Origin of the sequence: Mesorhizobium sp. M7A.F.Ca.MR.176.00.0.0, from assembly GCF_004023165.1 — a bacterium.
Classification (GTDB): domain Bacteria; phylum Pseudomonadota; class Alphaproteobacteria; order Rhizobiales; family Rhizobiaceae; genus Mesorhizobium.
On the sequence record NZ_RZTC01000084.1, the window covers coordinates 1 to 16932 of the forward strand.

The 16932-nt window shown below is 63.4% G+C and carries 25 protein-coding genes and 1 tRNA gene; 17 read left to right on the top strand and 9 right to left on the bottom strand.

All coding sequences use genetic code 11. From position 1 onward, the window contains the following. Positions 1-223: 223 nt before the first annotated feature. Together EOB59_RS24240 and EOB59_RS24245 are read left to right on the top strand one after the other, a co-directional pair. The gene (locus tag EOB59_RS24240; protein WP_127809868.1) at positions 224-493 is read left to right on the top strand and encodes a hypothetical protein; all 270 of its coding nucleotides are present in this window, start codon (positions 224-226) and stop codon (positions 491-493) included. A 73-nt stretch (positions 494-566) separates the two neighbouring features. Further along, positions 567-872: a hypothetical protein gene (locus EOB59_RS24245; protein WP_023813813.1), complete on the top strand. Its 306-nt coding sequence runs from the start codon at positions 567-569 to the stop codon at positions 870-872. A gap of 41 nt (positions 873-913) precedes the next feature. Here EOB59_RS24245 and EOB59_RS24250 read toward each other — a convergent pair whose 3' ends face one another. Continuing rightward, positions 914-1342, bottom strand: a complete 429-nt coding sequence (locus EOB59_RS24250) for a DoxX family protein (protein WP_128289407.1) — start codon at positions 1340-1342, stop codon at positions 914-916. Between the two features lie 187 nt (positions 1343-1529). On the opposite strand from EOB59_RS24250, the gene EOB59_RS24255 reads away from it, so the two are divergent. From EOB59_RS24255 to EOB59_RS24275, 5 genes are all read left to right on the top strand, one after another. Then, entirely contained in the window at positions 1530-1721 is a 192-nt protein-coding gene (locus EOB59_RS24255) for a hypothetical protein (RefSeq protein WP_128289408.1), read from the top strand. 480 nt (positions 1722-2201) lie between these two features. Next, positions 2202-2381 carry a DUF3606 domain-containing protein gene (locus tag EOB59_RS24260; RefSeq protein WP_128289409.1) on the top strand — a complete coding sequence of 60 codons (180 nt, stop codon included), beginning with the start codon at positions 2202-2204 and terminating at the stop codon, positions 2379-2381. A 171-nt stretch (positions 2382-2552) separates the two neighbouring features. Further along, positions 2553-2996, top strand: a complete 444-nt coding sequence (locus EOB59_RS24265; protein WP_128289410.1) for a GFA family protein — start codon at positions 2553-2555, stop codon at positions 2994-2996. 94 nt (positions 2997-3090) lie between these two features. Continuing rightward, complete coding sequence (locus EOB59_RS24270; protein WP_127809864.1) at positions 3091-3327, top strand: DUF982 domain-containing protein; 237 nt, start codon at positions 3091-3093, stop codon at positions 3325-3327. A 14-nt stretch (positions 3328-3341) separates the two neighbouring features. Further along, positions 3342-3587, top strand: a complete 246-nt coding sequence (locus tag EOB59_RS24275; RefSeq protein WP_128289411.1) for a DUF982 domain-containing protein — start codon at positions 3342-3344, stop codon at positions 3585-3587. 86 nt (positions 3588-3673) lie between these two features. On the opposite strand, the gene EOB59_RS37225 is transcribed toward EOB59_RS24275, so the two are convergent. Together EOB59_RS37225 and EOB59_RS24280 are read right to left on the bottom strand one after the other, a co-directional pair. Then, positions 3674-3808, bottom strand: coding sequence for a hypothetical protein (locus tag EOB59_RS37225; protein ID WP_281035303.1), 135 nt, complete (start codon positions 3806-3808; stop codon positions 3674-3676). A gap of 90 nt (positions 3809-3898) precedes the next feature. Further along, entirely contained in the window at positions 3899-4207 is a 309-nt protein-coding gene (locus tag EOB59_RS24280; RefSeq protein ID WP_127331689.1) for a hypothetical protein, read from the bottom strand. Between the two features lie 146 nt (positions 4208-4353). Between EOB59_RS24280 and EOB59_RS24285 the strand changes: the two genes are divergently transcribed. Continuing rightward, positions 4354-5292 carry an alpha/beta hydrolase gene (locus EOB59_RS24285; protein WP_174800316.1) on the top strand — a complete coding sequence of 313 codons (939 nt, stop codon included), beginning with the start codon at positions 4354-4356 and terminating at the stop codon, positions 5290-5292. On the opposite strand, the gene EOB59_RS24290 is transcribed toward EOB59_RS24285, so the two are convergent. Both EOB59_RS24290 and EOB59_RS24295 read right to left on the bottom strand, forming a co-directional pair. Next, positions 5272-5820: an MgtC/SapB family protein gene (locus tag EOB59_RS24290; RefSeq protein WP_127809862.1), complete on the bottom strand. Its 549-nt coding sequence runs from the start codon at positions 5818-5820 to the stop codon at positions 5272-5274. The genes EOB59_RS24285 and EOB59_RS24290 overlap by 21 nt on opposite strands. A gap of 141 nt (positions 5821-5961) precedes the next feature. Next, the gene (locus EOB59_RS24295) at positions 5962-7017 is read right to left on the bottom strand and encodes a PAS domain S-box protein (RefSeq protein WP_127809861.1); all 1056 of its coding nucleotides are present in this window, start codon (positions 7015-7017) and stop codon (positions 5962-5964) included. 186 nt (positions 7018-7203) lie between these two features. Between EOB59_RS24295 and EOB59_RS24300 the strand changes: the two genes are divergently transcribed. The 5 genes from EOB59_RS24300 to EOB59_RS24320 all read left to right on the top strand — a co-directional run bounded on the left by EOB59_RS24300 (position 7204) and on the right by EOB59_RS24320 (position 9427). Further along, complete coding sequence (locus EOB59_RS24300) at positions 7204-7686, top strand: pyridoxamine 5'-phosphate oxidase family protein (RefSeq protein ID WP_127269199.1); 483 nt, start codon at positions 7204-7206, stop codon at positions 7684-7686. Positions 7687-8067: 381 nt separating this feature from the next. Next, positions 8068-8361, top strand: a complete 294-nt coding sequence (locus EOB59_RS24305; protein ID WP_128289412.1) for a hypothetical protein — start codon at positions 8068-8070, stop codon at positions 8359-8361. Between the two features lie 84 nt (positions 8362-8445). Next, positions 8446-8519: transfer RNA gene (locus EOB59_RS24310), tRNA-Gln, on the top strand. 318 nt (positions 8520-8837) lie between these two features. Beyond that, a complete protein-coding gene (locus tag EOB59_RS24315) occupies positions 8838-9023 on the top strand; it encodes a hypothetical protein (protein WP_127331685.1) in 186 nt (61 codons plus the stop codon). Positions 9024-9220: 197 nt separating this feature from the next. Beyond that, positions 9221-9427, top strand: coding sequence for a hypothetical protein (locus tag EOB59_RS24320; protein WP_127809859.1), 207 nt, complete (start codon positions 9221-9223; stop codon positions 9425-9427). 96 nt (positions 9428-9523) lie between these two features. On the opposite strand, the gene EOB59_RS24325 is transcribed toward EOB59_RS24320, so the two are convergent. Further along, positions 9524-9766, bottom strand: coding sequence for a hypothetical protein (locus EOB59_RS24325; protein WP_127269195.1), 243 nt, complete (start codon positions 9764-9766; stop codon positions 9524-9526). Between the two features lie 280 nt (positions 9767-10046). Between EOB59_RS24325 and EOB59_RS24330 the strand changes: the two genes are divergently transcribed. Then, positions 10047-10364, top strand: a complete 318-nt coding sequence (locus tag EOB59_RS24330) for a hypothetical protein (protein WP_127269194.1) — start codon at positions 10047-10049, stop codon at positions 10362-10364. Positions 10365-10467: 103 nt separating this feature from the next. Here EOB59_RS24330 and EOB59_RS24335 read toward each other — a convergent pair whose 3' ends face one another. After that, positions 10468-11337, bottom strand: coding sequence for an NmrA/HSCARG family protein (locus EOB59_RS24335; RefSeq protein WP_127809858.1), 870 nt, complete (start codon positions 11335-11337; stop codon positions 10468-10470). Between the two features lie 103 nt (positions 11338-11440). Here EOB59_RS24335 and EOB59_RS24340 point away from each other — a divergent pair, with 103 nt between their 5' ends. The 3 genes from EOB59_RS24340 to EOB59_RS24355 all read left to right on the top strand — a co-directional run bounded on the left by EOB59_RS24340 (position 11441) and on the right by EOB59_RS24355 (position 14068). Further along, positions 11441-12325: a LysR family transcriptional regulator gene (locus EOB59_RS24340; RefSeq protein ID WP_127809857.1), complete on the top strand. Its 885-nt coding sequence runs from the start codon at positions 11441-11443 to the stop codon at positions 12323-12325. Between the two features lie 418 nt (positions 12326-12743). Continuing rightward, positions 12744-12938: a hypothetical protein gene (locus EOB59_RS24350; RefSeq protein ID WP_127382563.1), complete on the top strand. Its 195-nt coding sequence runs from the start codon at positions 12744-12746 to the stop codon at positions 12936-12938. A 128-nt stretch (positions 12939-13066) separates the two neighbouring features. Next, on the top strand, positions 13067-14068 hold the full coding sequence (locus EOB59_RS24355) for an aldo/keto reductase (RefSeq protein WP_128289413.1): 1002 nt from the start codon (positions 13067-13069) through the stop codon (positions 14066-14068). 101 nt (positions 14069-14169) lie between these two features. Here the strand turns inward: EOB59_RS24355 and EOB59_RS24360 are convergent, their stop codons facing one another. Both EOB59_RS24360 and EOB59_RS24365 read right to left on the bottom strand, forming a co-directional pair. Continuing rightward, the gene (locus EOB59_RS24360) at positions 14170-14817 is read right to left on the bottom strand and encodes a glutathione S-transferase family protein (RefSeq protein WP_128289414.1); all 648 of its coding nucleotides are present in this window, start codon (positions 14815-14817) and stop codon (positions 14170-14172) included. A gap of 147 nt (positions 14818-14964) precedes the next feature. Next, positions 14965-16854: an AI-2E family transporter gene (locus tag EOB59_RS24365; RefSeq protein ID WP_348639534.1), complete on the bottom strand. Its 1890-nt coding sequence runs from the start codon at positions 16852-16854 to the stop codon at positions 14965-14967. Positions 16855-16932 lie beyond the last annotated feature (78 nt).

The window sequence follows — 16932 nt, forward strand, 5'->3', positions numbered from 1 at the left end:
GCAACTCAGCACCATGAGCAAAAATGTAGCATAGCTGCACTCACCCCGTCAACCGTTTTCTGAGAAAAAATTCCTACTTCGGCCGAAACTCCGGCCTGACCGACGCTGGCAAAGCGCATAAAACCCTGCTTTTGCCGGCGGCTGGTCATAAGCCGGCAGGTGTGAAATCATTCGTCGAAGCTCATGGAATGATTCCCGTCGCACGGCCTTGTGGGAGAGGACGATGGACAGACCAGCCATGGCATCCGTGTTCAGGATGCGGCATGCACAAGCCACGGTTTCCGGCGTGCGCAGCACCGGCCAGGGTCAGGCCGATCCAGTCATCCGCGTGCGTTCGCTGGGCGAAGCCATCCGTTTCGTCGCCAACGCCTACCCCCAATACGACATCGGCGCCGTCGCCATCAACTGTGGGGATGTTTCGATCGGCAGCCTCGGCAACCTGGAGGTCAAGGCGCTGTGGCGCGAATATGGCGAACGGCTGACGCAGGAATAGGCATTCGCCCGCAGCCTTTCTGGAGCGGAAATGCCGCTCGCGCGTTTCAACCCCAGCCACGGGAGCAATCGCCATGAATGTCGCCAACCTGCAACTCGAAGGCCTGCTGATGGCCGTCGCCTCGATCAACCGCCTCCTGGTTCAAAAGGGGGTGCTGACGGCGGAGGAGATCGACCTGGCCTTGCGCAAGACCGAGGCCGGCGAGACCAACCAGGAGCGGTCCGAAGGCATGTCCGCGTCAAGCCGCGACGCCGTCAACTTTCCGATCCGGCTGCTGGAACTCGCCAACCAGTGCCAGCCGGAGGCGGAGATGCCGTCTTTTTCGAAGCTGGCCCGCATGGTCGGCAAGATAAAGGAACCCTACAACGACCAGCTGTGAGCGGGGCCGGCGGGCGTCCGCGGCGGCCCGCTGCCCACGCCTCAAGCACTGCCCGGCCATCCCGAATTGAGCGAAAGCACCTTGCCCGGTCCATGTACGGCCGCAAACAGCAGTCCGGCCAGGAACGAAAAATGGTCGACGAAGAAGCCGAACTCGGCCTGGTTGTCGGCCCAGTGGCTGGGTCCGTGAAAGGCGAAGCCGAGGAACAGCACATAGGCGGCGGCGACCACGGCTGCCTGCGAGAAGAACGCGCCGGTCAGGAAGCACAGCACCAGCGCGACTTCCAGGATCGCCGCGCACCAGGCCAGGAACAGCGGAAATGGAAAGCCGGCGGCGGCGATATAGCCGGCGGTGGCGTCCATGCCCATGAACTTGAAGGTCACGGCCATCAGGAAGACGCCGGCGAAGATCAGCCGGGCGACGACAAGGGCCGCGGTCTGCCACGGTGATTGAGTGATTTGCGACGACATGCTCGTTCTCCAGCTTTGCAGGTTGATCGCTCCTAGGACGCGCGACCGGCGCCAGGTCCGACACATCAGGCCAATTTTTCTCGACAGGATCGCAGAGGGCTTTCGAAGCGTCACACCGTACAGCAAGAGCGCTTTTCGGTTTGCCGGCTGACGGCATATTATTGCTCGCTCCAAGGGGGAATCGGACATGGCCAAGGCATTGACCATCGGCGCACCGCGGCATGCGGCGACGAGCACGGCCTACGAACAGGAATGGAGGGATATGCTGGCTCCGCATCTCGACGCCCTGCTCCGCAAGGTCGAGGCCGCCGGCTGGAACCGCGGGCAGGCCGCCTCGGCGCTCATGTATCTCGCCGCGATGCGGCTGAAGCCGGCCTGACGACGGCCCGAACGGCTTTCCGGCGCCGCCGCGATTGAAACTTGTTGGTAATCACGGAAGTGCTATCGTTAGTCGGGGCTAATGCACCGGCGGTGCAGGGATTTTGGGTGGGCTGAAATTTGCGTACAAGCGTCAGGTTTGGGGCGATATCTCATGGCGTGCGGTCGGCGCCGCTGGAGTGCAGCGGCTGCGGCGGCGCTGGCCAGGTCTTCGAATGCCCGCGCTGGACGAGTTCCAACGGCCATTGCTGCCCCGCCGGCACGCACCGGCGCGGCTGCCCCGGCCTCAGCGCGGCATGCTCCGAATGTGACGGCGACCACGCTGCCGCCGCCGACCCCATGCGGGCCTCGGCCTGATACACGCCTATCGCAGCCCAGGCCGTGTCGTCTGGTGGAACCGGCGGCGCCAATCTGTGTTATGTCGTGTTGATCGCGGGCGCCGAAGGCTGCGCGTCCCCGACAACAGAAAGCGAGGCCTGAGATGGCTGACGACAAGTCGAAGACGAAACAGGACCGCAGGCAGGTCTCGAGTGAAGAGCCCTACGAGGTTGCCGCCTTTGCCCGCAAATACGGCATCCCGCCAAGCGAGGCACAGACCATCATCAAGCGCTACGGCCCCTCGCGCAAGAAGCTCGACGCCCATATGGCGGCCCGCGGCTAGCCGAAGCCATTTCGCCTGGGCGGCGTTAAAGATGCTGCGGGCCGTGTCAACCGGGCCTGGTGGTACGGTGAACAGGATATCTTTTTCCCGGTTTCTCATCCTGGCCAACGAAACGGCAGACGAGCATCTGTCCCACCCGGCCCGCAGCGCCACGTATTGAGGGAGGTCGCCATGTCCGACACCATACGCAGGACCGGGAGTTGCCTGTGCGGCGGCGTGCAGTTCGAGGTTCACGGCGCGCCGCTGCGCTTCGGCCTGTGCCATTGCAAGGACTGCCGCAAGGCCGGCGGTTCGGTCTACTCGGCCTTTGCCATCTGGCCGCGCGAAGCCTTCGAGACCACCGGCCTCGTCAGCTCCTATGGCACGCGGAGCTTTTGCCCGACATGCGGCGGCCGCGTCGCCTGGGTCGACGACAACGAGGCCGAGGTGGCGATCGGCAGCCTCGACATCGCGCCGACCGATCTCGTGCCCGAATATGAATTGTGGACCTCCAGGCGCGAGACCTGGCTGCACGCTCTGCCCGGCACCGAACAGTTCGAGCATGACCGCCCAGCGCAGCACAACGCCGAAGCGCCGACGCCGAGATCGCTGTCGGACATCGACGCTGAGATTTGATCTCTTGGCAAGGGAACCCTGTCCTGCCGGCGACGTTACCGAGCGCTCTCACGCATGTCGCCAGCGACACTTGCGGCAATCATGGAGACGACCGTTGAACGACAAGATGTTTCCCCGCCCCATCAGGCTGAAATTCGCGCCTGAGCGCGAGCGCATCATCCGCAGCGCCTGGGAAGGGCTGGAATGCCTCGCCGACTGGCCGGCTGGCCAGGGACGGCGCTACCGGGCGGCGTTGCGCAGTTGCCGCGATGCGCTGGATGGCTGGACGCCGGCGGAAAAAGCGATGCGGGCGATGATCGACGCCGCGCGCGAAGCAAAACTCCTCCAGTAGATGGAAAACAGGACATGTCCGAGCTCATTTTGCCCACACCGATGCGGATCAAGCCGCATGGGTCGGACACGATCCGCGACGTCGCAACGCTCAAGGATGCCAGCGAAATCCTGATCGACTGGCCGCAGGCCAAACGCGGCCCGTTCTACCAGGCGGCGCGCGAGAAGGTCGAATCAGCATTGGAAACCGGGACAGGCGCCGCCGAGGCGCAGGAAGCGTTCGCAGCGCTCTGCAGCCACTCCGGCGTCCTGGTGCGATAGCGGTTTCAATGAAAAGAAGCAGGCGGGGGCGTCGTGCCTCGCCTGCTTCACGCAAATCGTCCTGATCACTCGCAATAGTCGATCGATTATTCCGCCGGAAGCTCGCCCTGTACGATCGGGTGTGAAGTTTCAAAGCCAAAACTCTTCGGCGCCAGCAGAATCAAGGCAATCACGATGGCAATCGAGGCAAGCAACGTGGCTGTGGTCGCAATATCTCTCACGATAATCTCTCCGAATTCCAAGTCGTGAGAGAAACGCCCCCAAGATAACGAGGTTCCATTAGCTTGCGCGATAATACCAGCGAGCGCAGGTTATTGCTTCGGCGGCTGGGGCGGCACTTCACCCGGCTTGATCACCGGCGTCTTGCCTTCGTTCGGCGCCGGCGCCGCCATGCCCTGGTCGCCCGTCGGGGGCGGTTTCAGCACGCCGCCGCAGTCGTTGAGCTTCGCGGTCAAATTGCCGTCATCGGCCTGCTGTCCAGGCTGCTGTTTTGCCCCTTGCTCGGTCTGAGCCCTGCATTTGTCGGCCTGCGGCGCCTGGCTGTCGTTCTGCTGCTGGGCCGCGGCCGGCACTGCCAGCGCCAGCATGAGGCCTAGTGGCATGATGGCAAGAATTCTCATCACTGCCTCCTTCTTTCTTTCACGGTCGCCCGCGGCGACCTTCCTTTCAAAGGGACAACGCCTGTCGATGAAAAAGGTTGGCCGCCTCGCCGCGCGGCATTGCAACCAAACCCGTTTGCCGGCCGTTGCGCGTGCCGGAGGCGATCATGTTCGAAGGTTTTCAAGGCGCGGAAATCGACACCGGCGATGCCGGCATATTCTGCCTGCGCGCCGGCGGCGGGCCACCGCTGCTGTTGCTGCACGGCTTTCCGCAGACGTATCTGATGTGGCGCGACATCGCCCCCGCTCTGGCCAGCCGGTTCAGCGTCGTCTGCGCCGACCTACGCGGCTATGGCCGCAGTTCCTGTCCGGCATCCACTCCCGACCACGCCCCCTATGCCAAGCGCACCATGGCCGCCGATATGATGAGGCTGATGGAGAAGCTGGGTTTCAGCAGATTCATGGTCGCCGGCCATGATCGCGGCGGGCGTGTCGCCTACCGCATGGCGCTCGATCATCGGGGCAGCATCGACAAGCTCGCCGTTCTCGACATCGTGCCGACCGCCGATGCCTGGGACCGGGCCGACGCCAGGCTGGCGCTGGGTTATTGGCCATGGTCGCTGCTGGCGCAGCCCGAGCCGTTGCCGGAAAAGATCCTGTCCGGCGCCGCCGAGGCGGTCGTCGACAATGCGCTCAACGGCTGGGGCTCGCCGCCATCGGCGTTTCCAGCCGAAGTGCGTCGGGCCTATGTCGAGGCCTTGCGCGCGCCTGCCCACGCCCATGCCATCTGCGAGGAATATCGGGCGGCAGCCACGCTCGACCGCGAGCACGATCATGCCGACAAGGCAGCCGGCCGGCGCATCCGCTGCCCGCTGCTGGCGCTATGGAGCGGTCAGGGCGCGTTGGCGCAATGGTATGCCGGCGAAGGCGGGCCGCTGGCGCTGTGGCAGGGCTGGGCCGACGATGTGCGTGGCCAGGCGATGCCAGGTGGACACTTCTTTCCCGAGGAGAATCCGGCGCGGACGGCCGATCTGCTGGCCGGCTTCTTCGGTGAAACCAGTCACGGCATCTCTCGGCGAACGGGATTACCTTCGCCCTCCCTTTGATCGGGCCGAGGCCCCCTCCTTTTCCGCCTTTGCCTGACTGCCTTCATCACCGGCGGCAAGGCCGGGTCCGCTTTCGAACCGGCGCAGAAAGCCGGCAACGACCAGCACGATCAGCGTGCCGAACCCGGCCACTTGCCAAAGACCCAGTCCGCAGGCGACGCCGATCGCGCCCGCCAGCCACATGCCGGCGCCGGTCGTCAGCCCATGCACCTCGCCGCGCGAAAACATGATCGAGCCGGCGGCGAGGAAAGCGACGCCGGCGGTCACCGCCTCGACCACCCGGATCGGATCGACCTTGACCGATTCCCCGGCGAACATCGGCGCGTGCACGATCTCGACCGTCAGGATGCCGAAGGTGGCGGCGGCGACGCAGACGAGAATATGCGTGCGAAGTCCGGCCGGGCGGTTGCGCCATTCGCGTTCGAAACCGATGACCGCGCCATAGAGGGTGGCCAGCAACAGCCGCGCCGCGATGACCGGAAACGAGGTGTAGGTGGAATGGCCGAATTCCTCGACGAGTTGTTCCATGATGTCCCCTCCAAAAGCTTGACGCCACAACGCGGCCACCGGGTCGCGGTTCCTGAATCCACGGCCAGGTGCGGCAAGGATGCGGCCGCTTTTGAATACGCATCTGCCAAAGGGAGGTTGATGGAACCAACCCTCAAGGGCTCAGGAAGGCTCGGTTTCGGGCAGGTCGGCGCCGAGCTGCGGAACGATGATCGAGTCCAGGGGCGCCGTCAGGGACCATTTGAGATGGCCCGGGCTGCGATCCAGCACCGCCAAGCCGTTCAGCGATTGCGGCGCGACCCGTTGCAGGACGACGGTGCCGAAACCCTTGCGCGTGCTTTCGTCCCGCCGCTCTCCCTCGCGCACCGGCATCGTCTCGTCCCAGACCAGATGAATTTCCCGCTTGTCCGAAACGCCTTCGACGATCCGCCAGGTGATCTCGAGCCGCCCGGCCTCGCTCGCCAGCGCGCCATATTTTGATGAGTTGGTGCCGAGTTCATGAAATGCCATGCCGAGATTCTGCACGGCGTTCGGCTGCAGGGTCAAAAGCGGCCCGGAGAGCGATACCCGCGCCTCGTGGCCGAACGGCTTGAGCTGCTCCTGGGCGAGGTCGAAGAGGCTGGCGCCGGCCCATTCCGAGTTCACCAGCAGATCGTGCGACCGCGACAGCGCCATGATGCGGGAGCGGATCAACTCCTCGAATTCACGCGGATCGGTCGAGCGTTTGCTGGTCTCCCTGATCATCGAGAGGATCACCGCGAACTGGTTCTTGACGCGATGGTTCACCTCGCGGAGCAAAAGCCTGATCCGGCGCTCGCTCTCCTTGCTGGCGGTGATGTCGCGGGCGATCTTCGAGGCGCCGATGATCTCGCCGGACACGTTCCTGATCGGCGAAATGGTCAGCGACACGGCGATGAGGCCGCCATCCTTGCGCCGGCGGATCGTCTCGTAGCTGGCCAGCAGCTCGCCCCTGCGAACCCGGCTGATGATGTCGGTCTCTTCATCCTTGAGATGATCGGGGATGAGCATGAGCACGGAGCGGCCGACGGCCTCTTCGGCGGTGTAGCCGAACATGCGTTGCGCCGCCGCGTTCCAACTGGTGATGATGCTGTTCAGATCCTTGCTGACGATGGCGTCGAAGGACGAATCGACAATCGCTGCCAACCGCGCATCGGCGGTGATGGCGATCAAGGCATCACGGCCCGCCAAATCTATCACGGTCGACCCCTTTTCCCTCTGCGCGGATTGCGCGCATGGCCACCAATGCGCCGCGGTGCATTTTGGTTGCAATCGCCTCCAACATTCCTCCCAGGAACAGTCCGGGCAGTTCATGTCCGGAACCTTGCGCGCCTGCGCGAGTTGCACCCGACACCCCCCGTGGACGGCTCAATAAGGAGGCACACAATGAGCGACGGCAACAGCGATCTCGACCGGGTCTGGAAACTGATGGACAGGATCGGCTTCTGTATGCTCGCCACTCGCGAAGGCGATGACATCCGCTCGCGACCGATGGCGGCGCATGTGGTGCGCGACGAAAACGCCGTCTACTTCCTCACCGATGTCGACAGTCACAAGGATGACGAGATCGAAGCCGAGCCCAATGTCGGTCTCGCCTTCGCCGATTCAGGCGGCCAGAAATATGTTTCCGTCAGCGGTCTGGCGGCGGTTTCGAACGACCGCGCCAAGATCAGGGAGTTGTGGTCGACCCCGGCCAAGGCCTGGTGGGACAGTGCCGATGATCCTTCGATCCGCGTGCTTAAGGTGACGCCGAAAGACGCCCAGTATTGGGACAGCCCCGGCACCGTGGTCAGCTATGTGAAGATGCTGGCCGCAACGGTCAGCGACAGCCGCCCGGAAATCGGTGACACCGGTAAGGTCAGGATGTAGCCGGACGGCGTTGAAAATCACGACATCAGTCAGATGTACGAATGCCGGCGGGTCGCATTTGACATATTGCTGGCGGCATTCCGGCGCGGATCAGTCTGGCTTGGGAGGGTCAGGGGCATTCGGCACTGGATCGGCGTCAGTATCCCTTTGCGGACAGTCCTCATAGCTGTGGTCGCGCCCGCCGCAGAAAGAACAGCACATGGCCTCGCGATCCCGGTTTCCGGGCCGCCATTGCGGGGTTTCGTAGGGCTTCCTGCCATCCATCCTCAGCAATGCACGACGGACCATTTGGTTGCGCCGCCACAGACGGCCAGCCGGCGGTTGCGGAACCACCCGCCGGGATGCGAGTTTCGGCCGATATATCCATTCGAGGGAACAGCCATGCCGATGCGCCGAATTGCCTTGATAACGGCAGCGATCCTGCTGGCCGCGACCGGCCTCGCCGAAGCCAGGCCTGACACCCGCACGATGAGTTGCGACCAACTCCGGCAACTGCTCCAAAGCCGCCATGCCGTGGTGCTGACCACCGGCCCCAACACCTATGACCGCTATGTCAGGCAGTTCGGCAACGAATGCGACTGGCCGGAGGTGCCGATGTCGGCCTATGTCCCGACCCGTGACGGCAGCTGCCCGGTCTACCGCTGCGAGGAACCTGTCACCAACTTTCCGGACTGACACCGCGCTTCCAATCGGCTTTGCCGCCGCAGTGCGTTGATCCCGGCGCGCGAACCGGCTAGGGGTGGGGCGCAACGTGCATTTTCCCGCTTCGTCTAATGGTAGGACAGCGCCCTTTGAAGGCGTGAATCGAGGTTCGAGCCCTTGAGCGGGAACCAGCAACCAAGCGTTCGGCTGCTCAAAAGCTGCGCGCAGGGCTGGCCAGCCGGCATCAGCGTATTAGCGACCGCTTGTATTTCGCCCCAAGCAGGATCATCATCCGGACCGTCAGTGGCTTCAAGGGGTGCAGCGCCATGGAACTGAGTTGCTTTGACGGGGGCGTCCTTGCATCGACGATGTCCCTGAACGTCACGGCGGTTTTCATAATATTGACCGCATTTGCCGCATTTCGGCTGGTTGCAATGTCAGGCGAAGGTTCTGTCGACCAACTCCAGACCGCGTAGCCCGCAGGGGACCTCCGGTTCAGGAGAAGGCATATGGCCGCGAGAAAAGTGATAGCCGTCAAGGATTGGTCTTGCGGCATGAGCGACGAGCTCGGCCGCGTCGTCCTGACCATCAACCCGACCGAGGGTGAGCCCATCCTGGTTTTGATGACAATCTTCCAGGCGGCAAGGATGGCCGGGGAATTGCGGGCTCCGAAACTCGTCTCCATGCCTCGGTGACGCCACGCCCCTGGGCAAATCGGATCAAGCTCGCCGGGGCAGCCCCAACGCCCTCCCCAGCGAGCTGTTGGTCCGTTACGATGAACGATGGAGCAATTACTGCTTTACGAATCCGGGCGCCATTAAGTTGCATCCGGCCTCCTGAAACCATTTCGCGGACACCGCGTTGACCACCGGGCCGACACAGGAGACATCTCATGACCGTCAACTGCCGCATATCGATCGACAACCGGCCGGAGGCCACGGACGCCATTTTTCAGGCGGTTCCACGGATCGGCGAAAGTGTTGCGCTGTCGATCGACGGAACCACGCAGGATCTGCGGGTATCGCGCGTCGTGCACGTCACCAATGGCAGCCTGGAAGGTGCCGCGATCGTCGTCGAAGTGACGACCAACATCCTCTGAACCGAGAGTCTCGTCCCGGTACGCCAGCCGGCGCCGCGTCGCGGCAACTGCCGACCGGCCTGCGGGGCCAGGGCGGCTCACGCGTGGTGAACCGCCCTACTCCTTGCCGCCGTCGGAAATGCCGTTGCCGCCGGCGGTTGGCAAGATGCCGAAGTCTTGCGACTTCGTCCCTTGCTCCGCCGTCAGGAAGCCATCCGAGGCAAGACCGCGCCGCAGCAATTCCCTCACGGCGGCCGAACGGCTCGGCATGCGCTTGTCAAAGCGCCAGTTTTCCAGCGCCGCCAGTTCGTCTGACGTCAGCATGATCTGCAACCGTTCCGGGCGTTCCAGTTCAGTCATCGCGCTTCCCTCGCTCCGCACCATAAATACGTAGAATGAGTATTCAACTTACTTACCGCATAATTAGGAAGCCGCTCCTAGCGCGTCAAGACCTCGCGATGGGTGAACTGCTTCTCATGCTCAAGATGAGTCTCATGGGTATTCGGCGTAAGGCGCACACTTGCATAACTATTGTAACCACCTGATTTGTTTAGATATTTTTTAATTCGTGACTTGCCAAGACGAAGCCTCTGCCGCATTGTGCAACCTCAACGAAAACCGGTCCCCTTGGGAGGTTTCGATGCGGTATGATTACTCGGCGCGACTACGCGATGACGTCCGTTCAGCAGTCCAGGTCGCCTTCAGGAAGACCGGCATCGTCAGCATCACGGCGGTGGCGGAGCATGTAAGGGTCAGGAATCTGGCCGAAAACGTCGCCCTCGAGGACGTCGAATACCTTGTCTTCCAGGCAGCCCAGCTGATTGGCGCGGCAATTGAATTCGACGGGCTCACCAATTTCGACGGCGTAGCTGGTCTGTTCGTGGATGGCCTCGGTGGCGACGATGGTGAGCGCGTCAACGCCCAACTCGACAGACCTGGTGAGGCCACCCTGCAGTAGGGCGGTTCAGGCTGAACGCGCATTTGTCCCGTGCCAGCCAGAGCGGCCTCCTCAAAAGGCCGCCCTGCTGTTTCCGTACCTTGGTGATGACCAGAGCAGTTCCTCAGGCGGAGCCGGCGATTTGTGAGGCGAAGTCGCGATAGGGACGCAGCGGGCGGCCCAGAAGCGTGGTCAGGCGCTCGACGTCGCCGGCCTCGGGCAGCATGCCGTCGGTCAGGAACCGTTCGCCCATCAAGCGCATGTCGTACGCCATCCAGGCAGGCAGGAACTGCTTGAGATTCTGCTCGAAATCTTCGGTGTTGTCGCCGCCGTAGCTGATCGGGCGGGCAAGCACGTCGGACCAGATAGCGGCGATATCCGTCCCGGTCAGTGTCTGCGGACCGACGAGGTTGATCCGCTCGAGCGCAAGCGGCTCCGCGGACCGTTCGCGGCGCAGCAGCTCGAGAGCGGCGATCTCGGCGATATCACGCACGTCGACCATGGCGAGCCCCTTGGCGCCGACCGGCATTGTGTAGGTGCCGTAGCCGGTGATGACGTCTTCGATCATCAGGTCGTTCTGGATGAAATAGGCCGGGCGCAGGATCGTGGCCTGGAAGCCCATCTGCTCGATCATTCGCTCGACGCCGAATTTGCCGGCGAAATGCGGCACGTTCACATAGACGTCCGCATGGATCACCGAGAGATAGACGATCCGCTCGATGCCCGCCGATCGGGCGACGTTCAGCGCGACCAAAGCCTGGGTGAATTCGTCCGGCACCACGGCGTTCAAGAGGAACAGGGTGGAAACACCGGACATGGCTTTGCGCAGTGAATCGACATCGAGAAAGTCGCCTTGCGCGACCGATACGCCTGCCGGAAAGCTGGCTTTCGACGGATCGCGGACGAGAGCACGGACGTCGGCGCCGCGCTTGACGAGGTGTTCGACGACTTGGCGGCCAACATTGCCTGTGGCGCCGGTAACGAGAATGGTCATGGAATTTCTCCTGTTGGGTTGCTTGACAGGCCCAATATGTGTGGCTCACAAACAGTCAAACAGGCCGAAATTTTAGACGCGCCGTCTCGCTGGTGGAACACTCATGGATCTTCTGGCCCTCACCGATTTCAACCTCGTTGCCCGCCATGGCGGTTTCGGCAAAGCGGCAAGGGCCACCGGCCGGCCCAAGGCAACCTTGTCGCGGCGGGTTGGAGACTTGGAGAGCAGCCTTGACCTGCGCCTGTTTGAACGGGGCGCGCGCAACCTGAAGCTGACCGAAGAAGGACGGGCGCTCTTCGAGCGGACGGGAGTATTGCTTGCCGAACTGGACGAGACGGCTGCGGAGATCGCCTCGGGCGGTCGCAAACCCAAGGGCAGATTGCGTATCAGCGCGCCCCTGCTTTTTTCTCAGACCGCGATGGGGAGGATCGCTGCGGGATTTACCCTCAAATTTCCGGAGGTGAGGCTGGAGGTCACGACGGAGGACCGGGCTGTGGACATGATCGAGGAAGGCTACGACCTGGTGATCCGGGTCAACCCGGATCCCGACGAAAGCCTGGTCGGACGGGCGTTTCTCCGCGACCGGCTGGTCGTCGTGGCGAGCCCTCACCTTCCTCGCACCGGTGGTCCGGCCCCTGGCGTTGCGCGCGGGACAGGCGAACGGCAAACATGGCACGTGAAGACAGAGGCTGGCCGGTCGACGATAAAAATCGAGCCGGTCCTCGCTTTGGGAACGCTCATCATGGTGCGCGATGCGGTGCGAGCGGGGGTCGGGGCAGCACGTCTTCCCATTTCGTTGGTGGCCCACGATTTGGCTGACGGCACACTGGTGAATTGGGGAGACATTGACGGCCCGGAGATCGCTCTTTGGACGCTCTACCCGTCTCGGCGGCTGCTCAGCCCGCGCGTGTCGGCTTTCCTGGACTTTCTGAAACAGGCCTTCCCGAACGGGACGCCGGACGAACTGGCCGCCTATATCGGCAGGTGATGCCGAACCCGCTTTCAGCGCACTGGGACCCTGGCAGCGTCACGTCACCTGCCAGCCTGCTTGGCAGAACATGCCGCAACCTCCGATCCACTCGTCGACAGAACCCGGCAAACAGGCCGATCGCACCGGCAGGCGCCGTTTCGCGAACGATTGTTTTCGGTGTGGAACAAACTGGGTGCATGGAGGTTTTGGCCTCGCCGCACTCAGGAGGACGTGGTGAAGGCTCTGCGCAGTCTCCTTGCCGAACTGTCATCCAACTGGCTCAGGCGCCGCAAGGCGCAAGCGTCCAACACCGCTGGGAATGCCAAAGCCACGCCCAGCGTTGCGCCGCAGGCGTCAAATCAGCGTGCCGCTCATAGGCCCAAGCCTCCGTCCACCCGCGATGTCGCCTCCAACATGTGAGCGAGCTGCAAAGGCCATGATGATGCTGAATCGCCTGACTACAGATCCACTTCTCCGCCTTTTCATCGGTATAATTGCCGGCACATTGGCTGGAGGCGGTGTCGGCGAAGTGGTCGGCAACCATATCATGGCCGATCCCCTTGTCGGCGCATCCGTGGGCGCTTTTGTCGGCGCCGCGATTGCCGGAGTGATCCTGGCCGTGGAAGAATAGCGCCGCCGCATGGAGCAGCCATGGGGCGGCCGCGTCGTCTTCAAGCCATCGGCATGCGGCCGAACACCCTGTGGGAATTGAGCGATCGGCTGCTATAATTCCTGGACCCTTCCCGGAGAACGCCTGCCATGACCCTGAAAACACGCAAGCTCGGCAGCCAGGGGCTGCAGGTCTCGGCCATCGGCCTCGGCTGCATGGGCATGAGCCAGTCCTACGGCCCGGCCGACGAGGCCGAATCCATCGCCACGCTGCACCGTGCCATCGAACTCGGCTGCACCTTCCTCGACACCGCGGAGGTCTATGGTCCCTACGCCAACGAAGCCTTGCTCGGTCGGGCGTTAAAGGGCAAGCGCGACCAGGTGACGATCGCCACGAAATTCGGCTTCCGTATCGAAAACGGCAAGCAGGCCGGAACCGACAGCCGGCCCGAGCATATTCGTGAGGTCGTGGAAGCCTCGCTCGGCCGCCTCGGAACCGACCATATCGACCTGCTCTACCAGCACCGCGTCGACCCGGCGGTGCCGATGGAGGATGTCGCGGGCGCCGTCGGCGAACTCGTCGCGCAAGGCAAGGTGCGCTTCTTCGGCCTGTCGGAGGCCGGCGCGGCCAACATCCGCCGGGCGCATGCTGCGCACCCGGTGTCAGCGGTGCAGAGCGAGTATTCGCTGTGGGAGCGCAATCTGGAGCCGGAGATCATCCCGCTGCTTGGCGAACTCGGCATCGGCCTGGTGCCGTTCTCGCCGCTCGGCCGAGGTTTTCTCACCGGCCAGGTCAAGCGCGCGGAAGACTATCCCGACGGCGATTATCGCCGCAACGACCCGCGCTACCAAGGCGAAAACTACGACGCCAATGTCGAGGCGGCCGCCAAGGTGAGCGACATCGCAGCAGCCAAAGGCATCAAGCCCGGCCAGATCGCGCTGGCCTGGCTGCTGGCGAAGGGCGACGGCTTTGGCATCGACATCGTGCCGATCCCCGGCACCAAGCGCACAAAATACCTGGGAGAGAACGTCGCCGCCGCCGCGATCAAACTCGATGCCGCCGAGATGGCCGCGCTCGACGAAGCGCTCGCGCCGGGGAAAATCTCCGGCCCGCGCTACACCGAGCGGGGCATGGCGATGGTCGACCGGTAGGGGGCGCCGCCCGTCTCGCTCTGAGGGCAATGCTCTCGCTCAACTCTTCGGCGGCAGCTGATGTCAAATCGGCTGTCGGCTCGGCTTTATCAGCCAATGTTTCAGCTGGCCGGTGGAGCGTTGATCGCAAATTGCGCAGCGAAAGCCCTGATGTAAGCAGGCCGAGCTTCACCGCGCGCTAGATATGCAGCAAGGTTTTGATATTCGTCCAAAATGCCCGACATTCTTAGTCGCAGCAGCACCGATACCATCAACAGATCGCCCGCGCTGAATGCATCGTCGAGCCACTCGGCGGCGTCCAGACGAGCCGAGAGCCTGTCGAGACAGGCGCGAACACGATCCTTCACCAATGGCAAACGCTCCTCGCTCCAGGGCTTGTCAGCTTCGAATATCTTTGCCGTCGTTAATTCGAGGATCGGCGGCTCGACTGTGTTAAGTGCGGCAAACATCCACGTGATCGCACGCGCGCGGGCATCGCGATCGCCGGGCAGCAGGCCCGCGTGCTGCTCGGCAAGGTGAAGGATGATCGAGCCGGTCTCGAACAGTGAGAGAGAACCCTCCTCGTAGGTGGGGATCTGGCCGAAGGGATGGAGGGCCAGATGGTCCGGCGCCTTCATCTGCGCGAAGGAAACAAACCGAACCTCATAAGGCAGCCCTACCTCTTCGAGCGCCCAGCGAACGCGCGTATCGCGCGCCAGTCCCTTGCCGCGATCGGGCGATCGCTCAAATGCCGTGATGGTGATTGTCATCGCATCGTTCCTGATTGGGCGAATTCTTCGGCTCCCTATCGTGAAGACGAATGGGCCTCCCGGAAATCGACATCGGTGTGAACTATTTTCCGCAGTTCGTGCCTGGCTTGTCGACCCCGACATTGCCGAAGAAGGCAAAGGCAGGGCCTAATCCGCCGCTGCCGCCGTGACCTTCTTGGACGCGGCCCGCTGTCGCCGCATGCGCCGTTTGGCGACGAGCTTGAGAGCGACCGGCGGCTCGTTTGAGAGCGCGCCCAGCACGGCGTCGACCATGCCATGCGCCACGAAATCCGCGTTCAAGTCACGGGCCAGTTTGTCGGCCGTCTCCTTGTCCTCAGCAGCGGCCTCCGACCAGAACACGATTCCCACCCGAAGTGCGGCCTTGGCGCGCTTCAGCCGGCGAACCAGGAAGCGGGCGTGCTTGACGGAATCCCGGTTCAGGAATCCGACCACGACGGTGTCGACGGTTTCGAGCTCAAGGCGGCGAATGCTGGCGGGCTCCATATCGGCAAAGCCGGCTTTCGATACCGTCGCGCCCTGCACCTCCAGCACCTGCGCCAGCATAGCGGCGGCGGCGTCGTCGAGCTCGCCACGCCCGCCGGCGCAAAGCACGGATATATCCGTGCCATCGGGCAGTTCGGTCTCGTCCTCCCCGCTGGGATCGCCATCGTCGCTCGCCTCTGCGGCCACGGGCGGCGCCTCCTCCTCGCCTGCCTCCTCCTGCGCGCTGTCGTCGAGATTGGCCACCAGCACCAGGGCACTGGCCGCCACCTGCCGCCTTTGCAAATCGCCCATGACGCCGCGCACACGGTCCTGTTCGCCCAGCAAAAGCGCCGGAATGGCAACCTTGTCGTAGAATTCGACCAGATATTTCTCCTCCAGCATCTCCTCCGCATGATCGGTGGCTTCTTCCGGATCGCCGGCCAGCAGCCGCTGGTACAGGCGCGCATGGGGTTCGAGCACGGGCTCGTTGCCGAACAGCACGTCGAGGAATTCAAACTGCGGCACGTGTCTGCCCAGCACCACCAGGCAGACGGTGAGCGGTGTCGACAGGATCAGCCCGAGCGGCCCCCAGAGCCACGTCCAGAAAATCGCCGCGACGATGATCGCCAGCGGCGACAGTCCTGTCCGCGAACCGTAGAGCCAGGGTTCGATGATATTGCCGGTGATCAGCTCCATCACTACGAACAGGGCGGCGGTCCACAGCACGAGCGACCAGCCCGGCGCAACGGCCAGCGCCAGGAACAGCGGCAAAAGCATGCCTATGATCGGGCCGATATAGGGAACGAAACGCAGCGCCAGCGCCAGCAGCCCCCACAGCAGCGCATTGGGAATACCGAGGGCCCAGAGCCCGATCGCAATCGGTACGGCGTAGACGATGTTGACGACCAATTGCATCAAGAGATAGCGGCCCACCCGCTTGGCGGCATCCTGAAGCGCCTCGGTGGTGCGGTGGAGGTCGCCGTAGCCGACAAGCCGGATGAAGCGGTCGCGCAGATCCTCCCGCTCGAGCAGCATGAAGATGACGACGACGATGATCAGTCCGGCCGACCCAAGCGGGCTGATCAGCGGACCGACGATGTTCTGCAGGACCTGGAGCGGCCTTTCGCGCGCGACGATCTCGACCGGCACCGGCTCGCGCGGCGGCTTTTCCGGGGTGGCAGCCGGCAGCGAGGGGTCCTGCCGGTCGATCTCCTGGCCGACCCGCTCGACCACCTTGCTCAGTCTGGCAAGGATCCCGCCCCCGACCCCGGTTTCCTTGAGCGAGCGGATCTTGGTCAGGATGTTGGTCTGGTAGACTGGGATGTTCTGCGCCAGTTCGCTGACCTGCGTAGCGACGATGAAGGAGAACAGGCCAAGGGCCGCGAAAGCGCCGAGCACGCTGGCAATGACGGCGGCAATCCGGGGAATGCCTATCTTTTTAAGAGCTGAGACAAGCGGCGCCAGTGCGAAGGTCAGCAGCAGCGCGATCGCGATCGGCAGGAAAACCTCGCGCCCGAAATACAGTGCGGCCACCGTCGTGACGATGGCCGCCATATTGGGCAAAGAGGTTCGCGGATGGGGCGCGGCCGCTGAAAGGGCGTCCCCTAGCCCATCAGCCGGAGACGCCGTGCC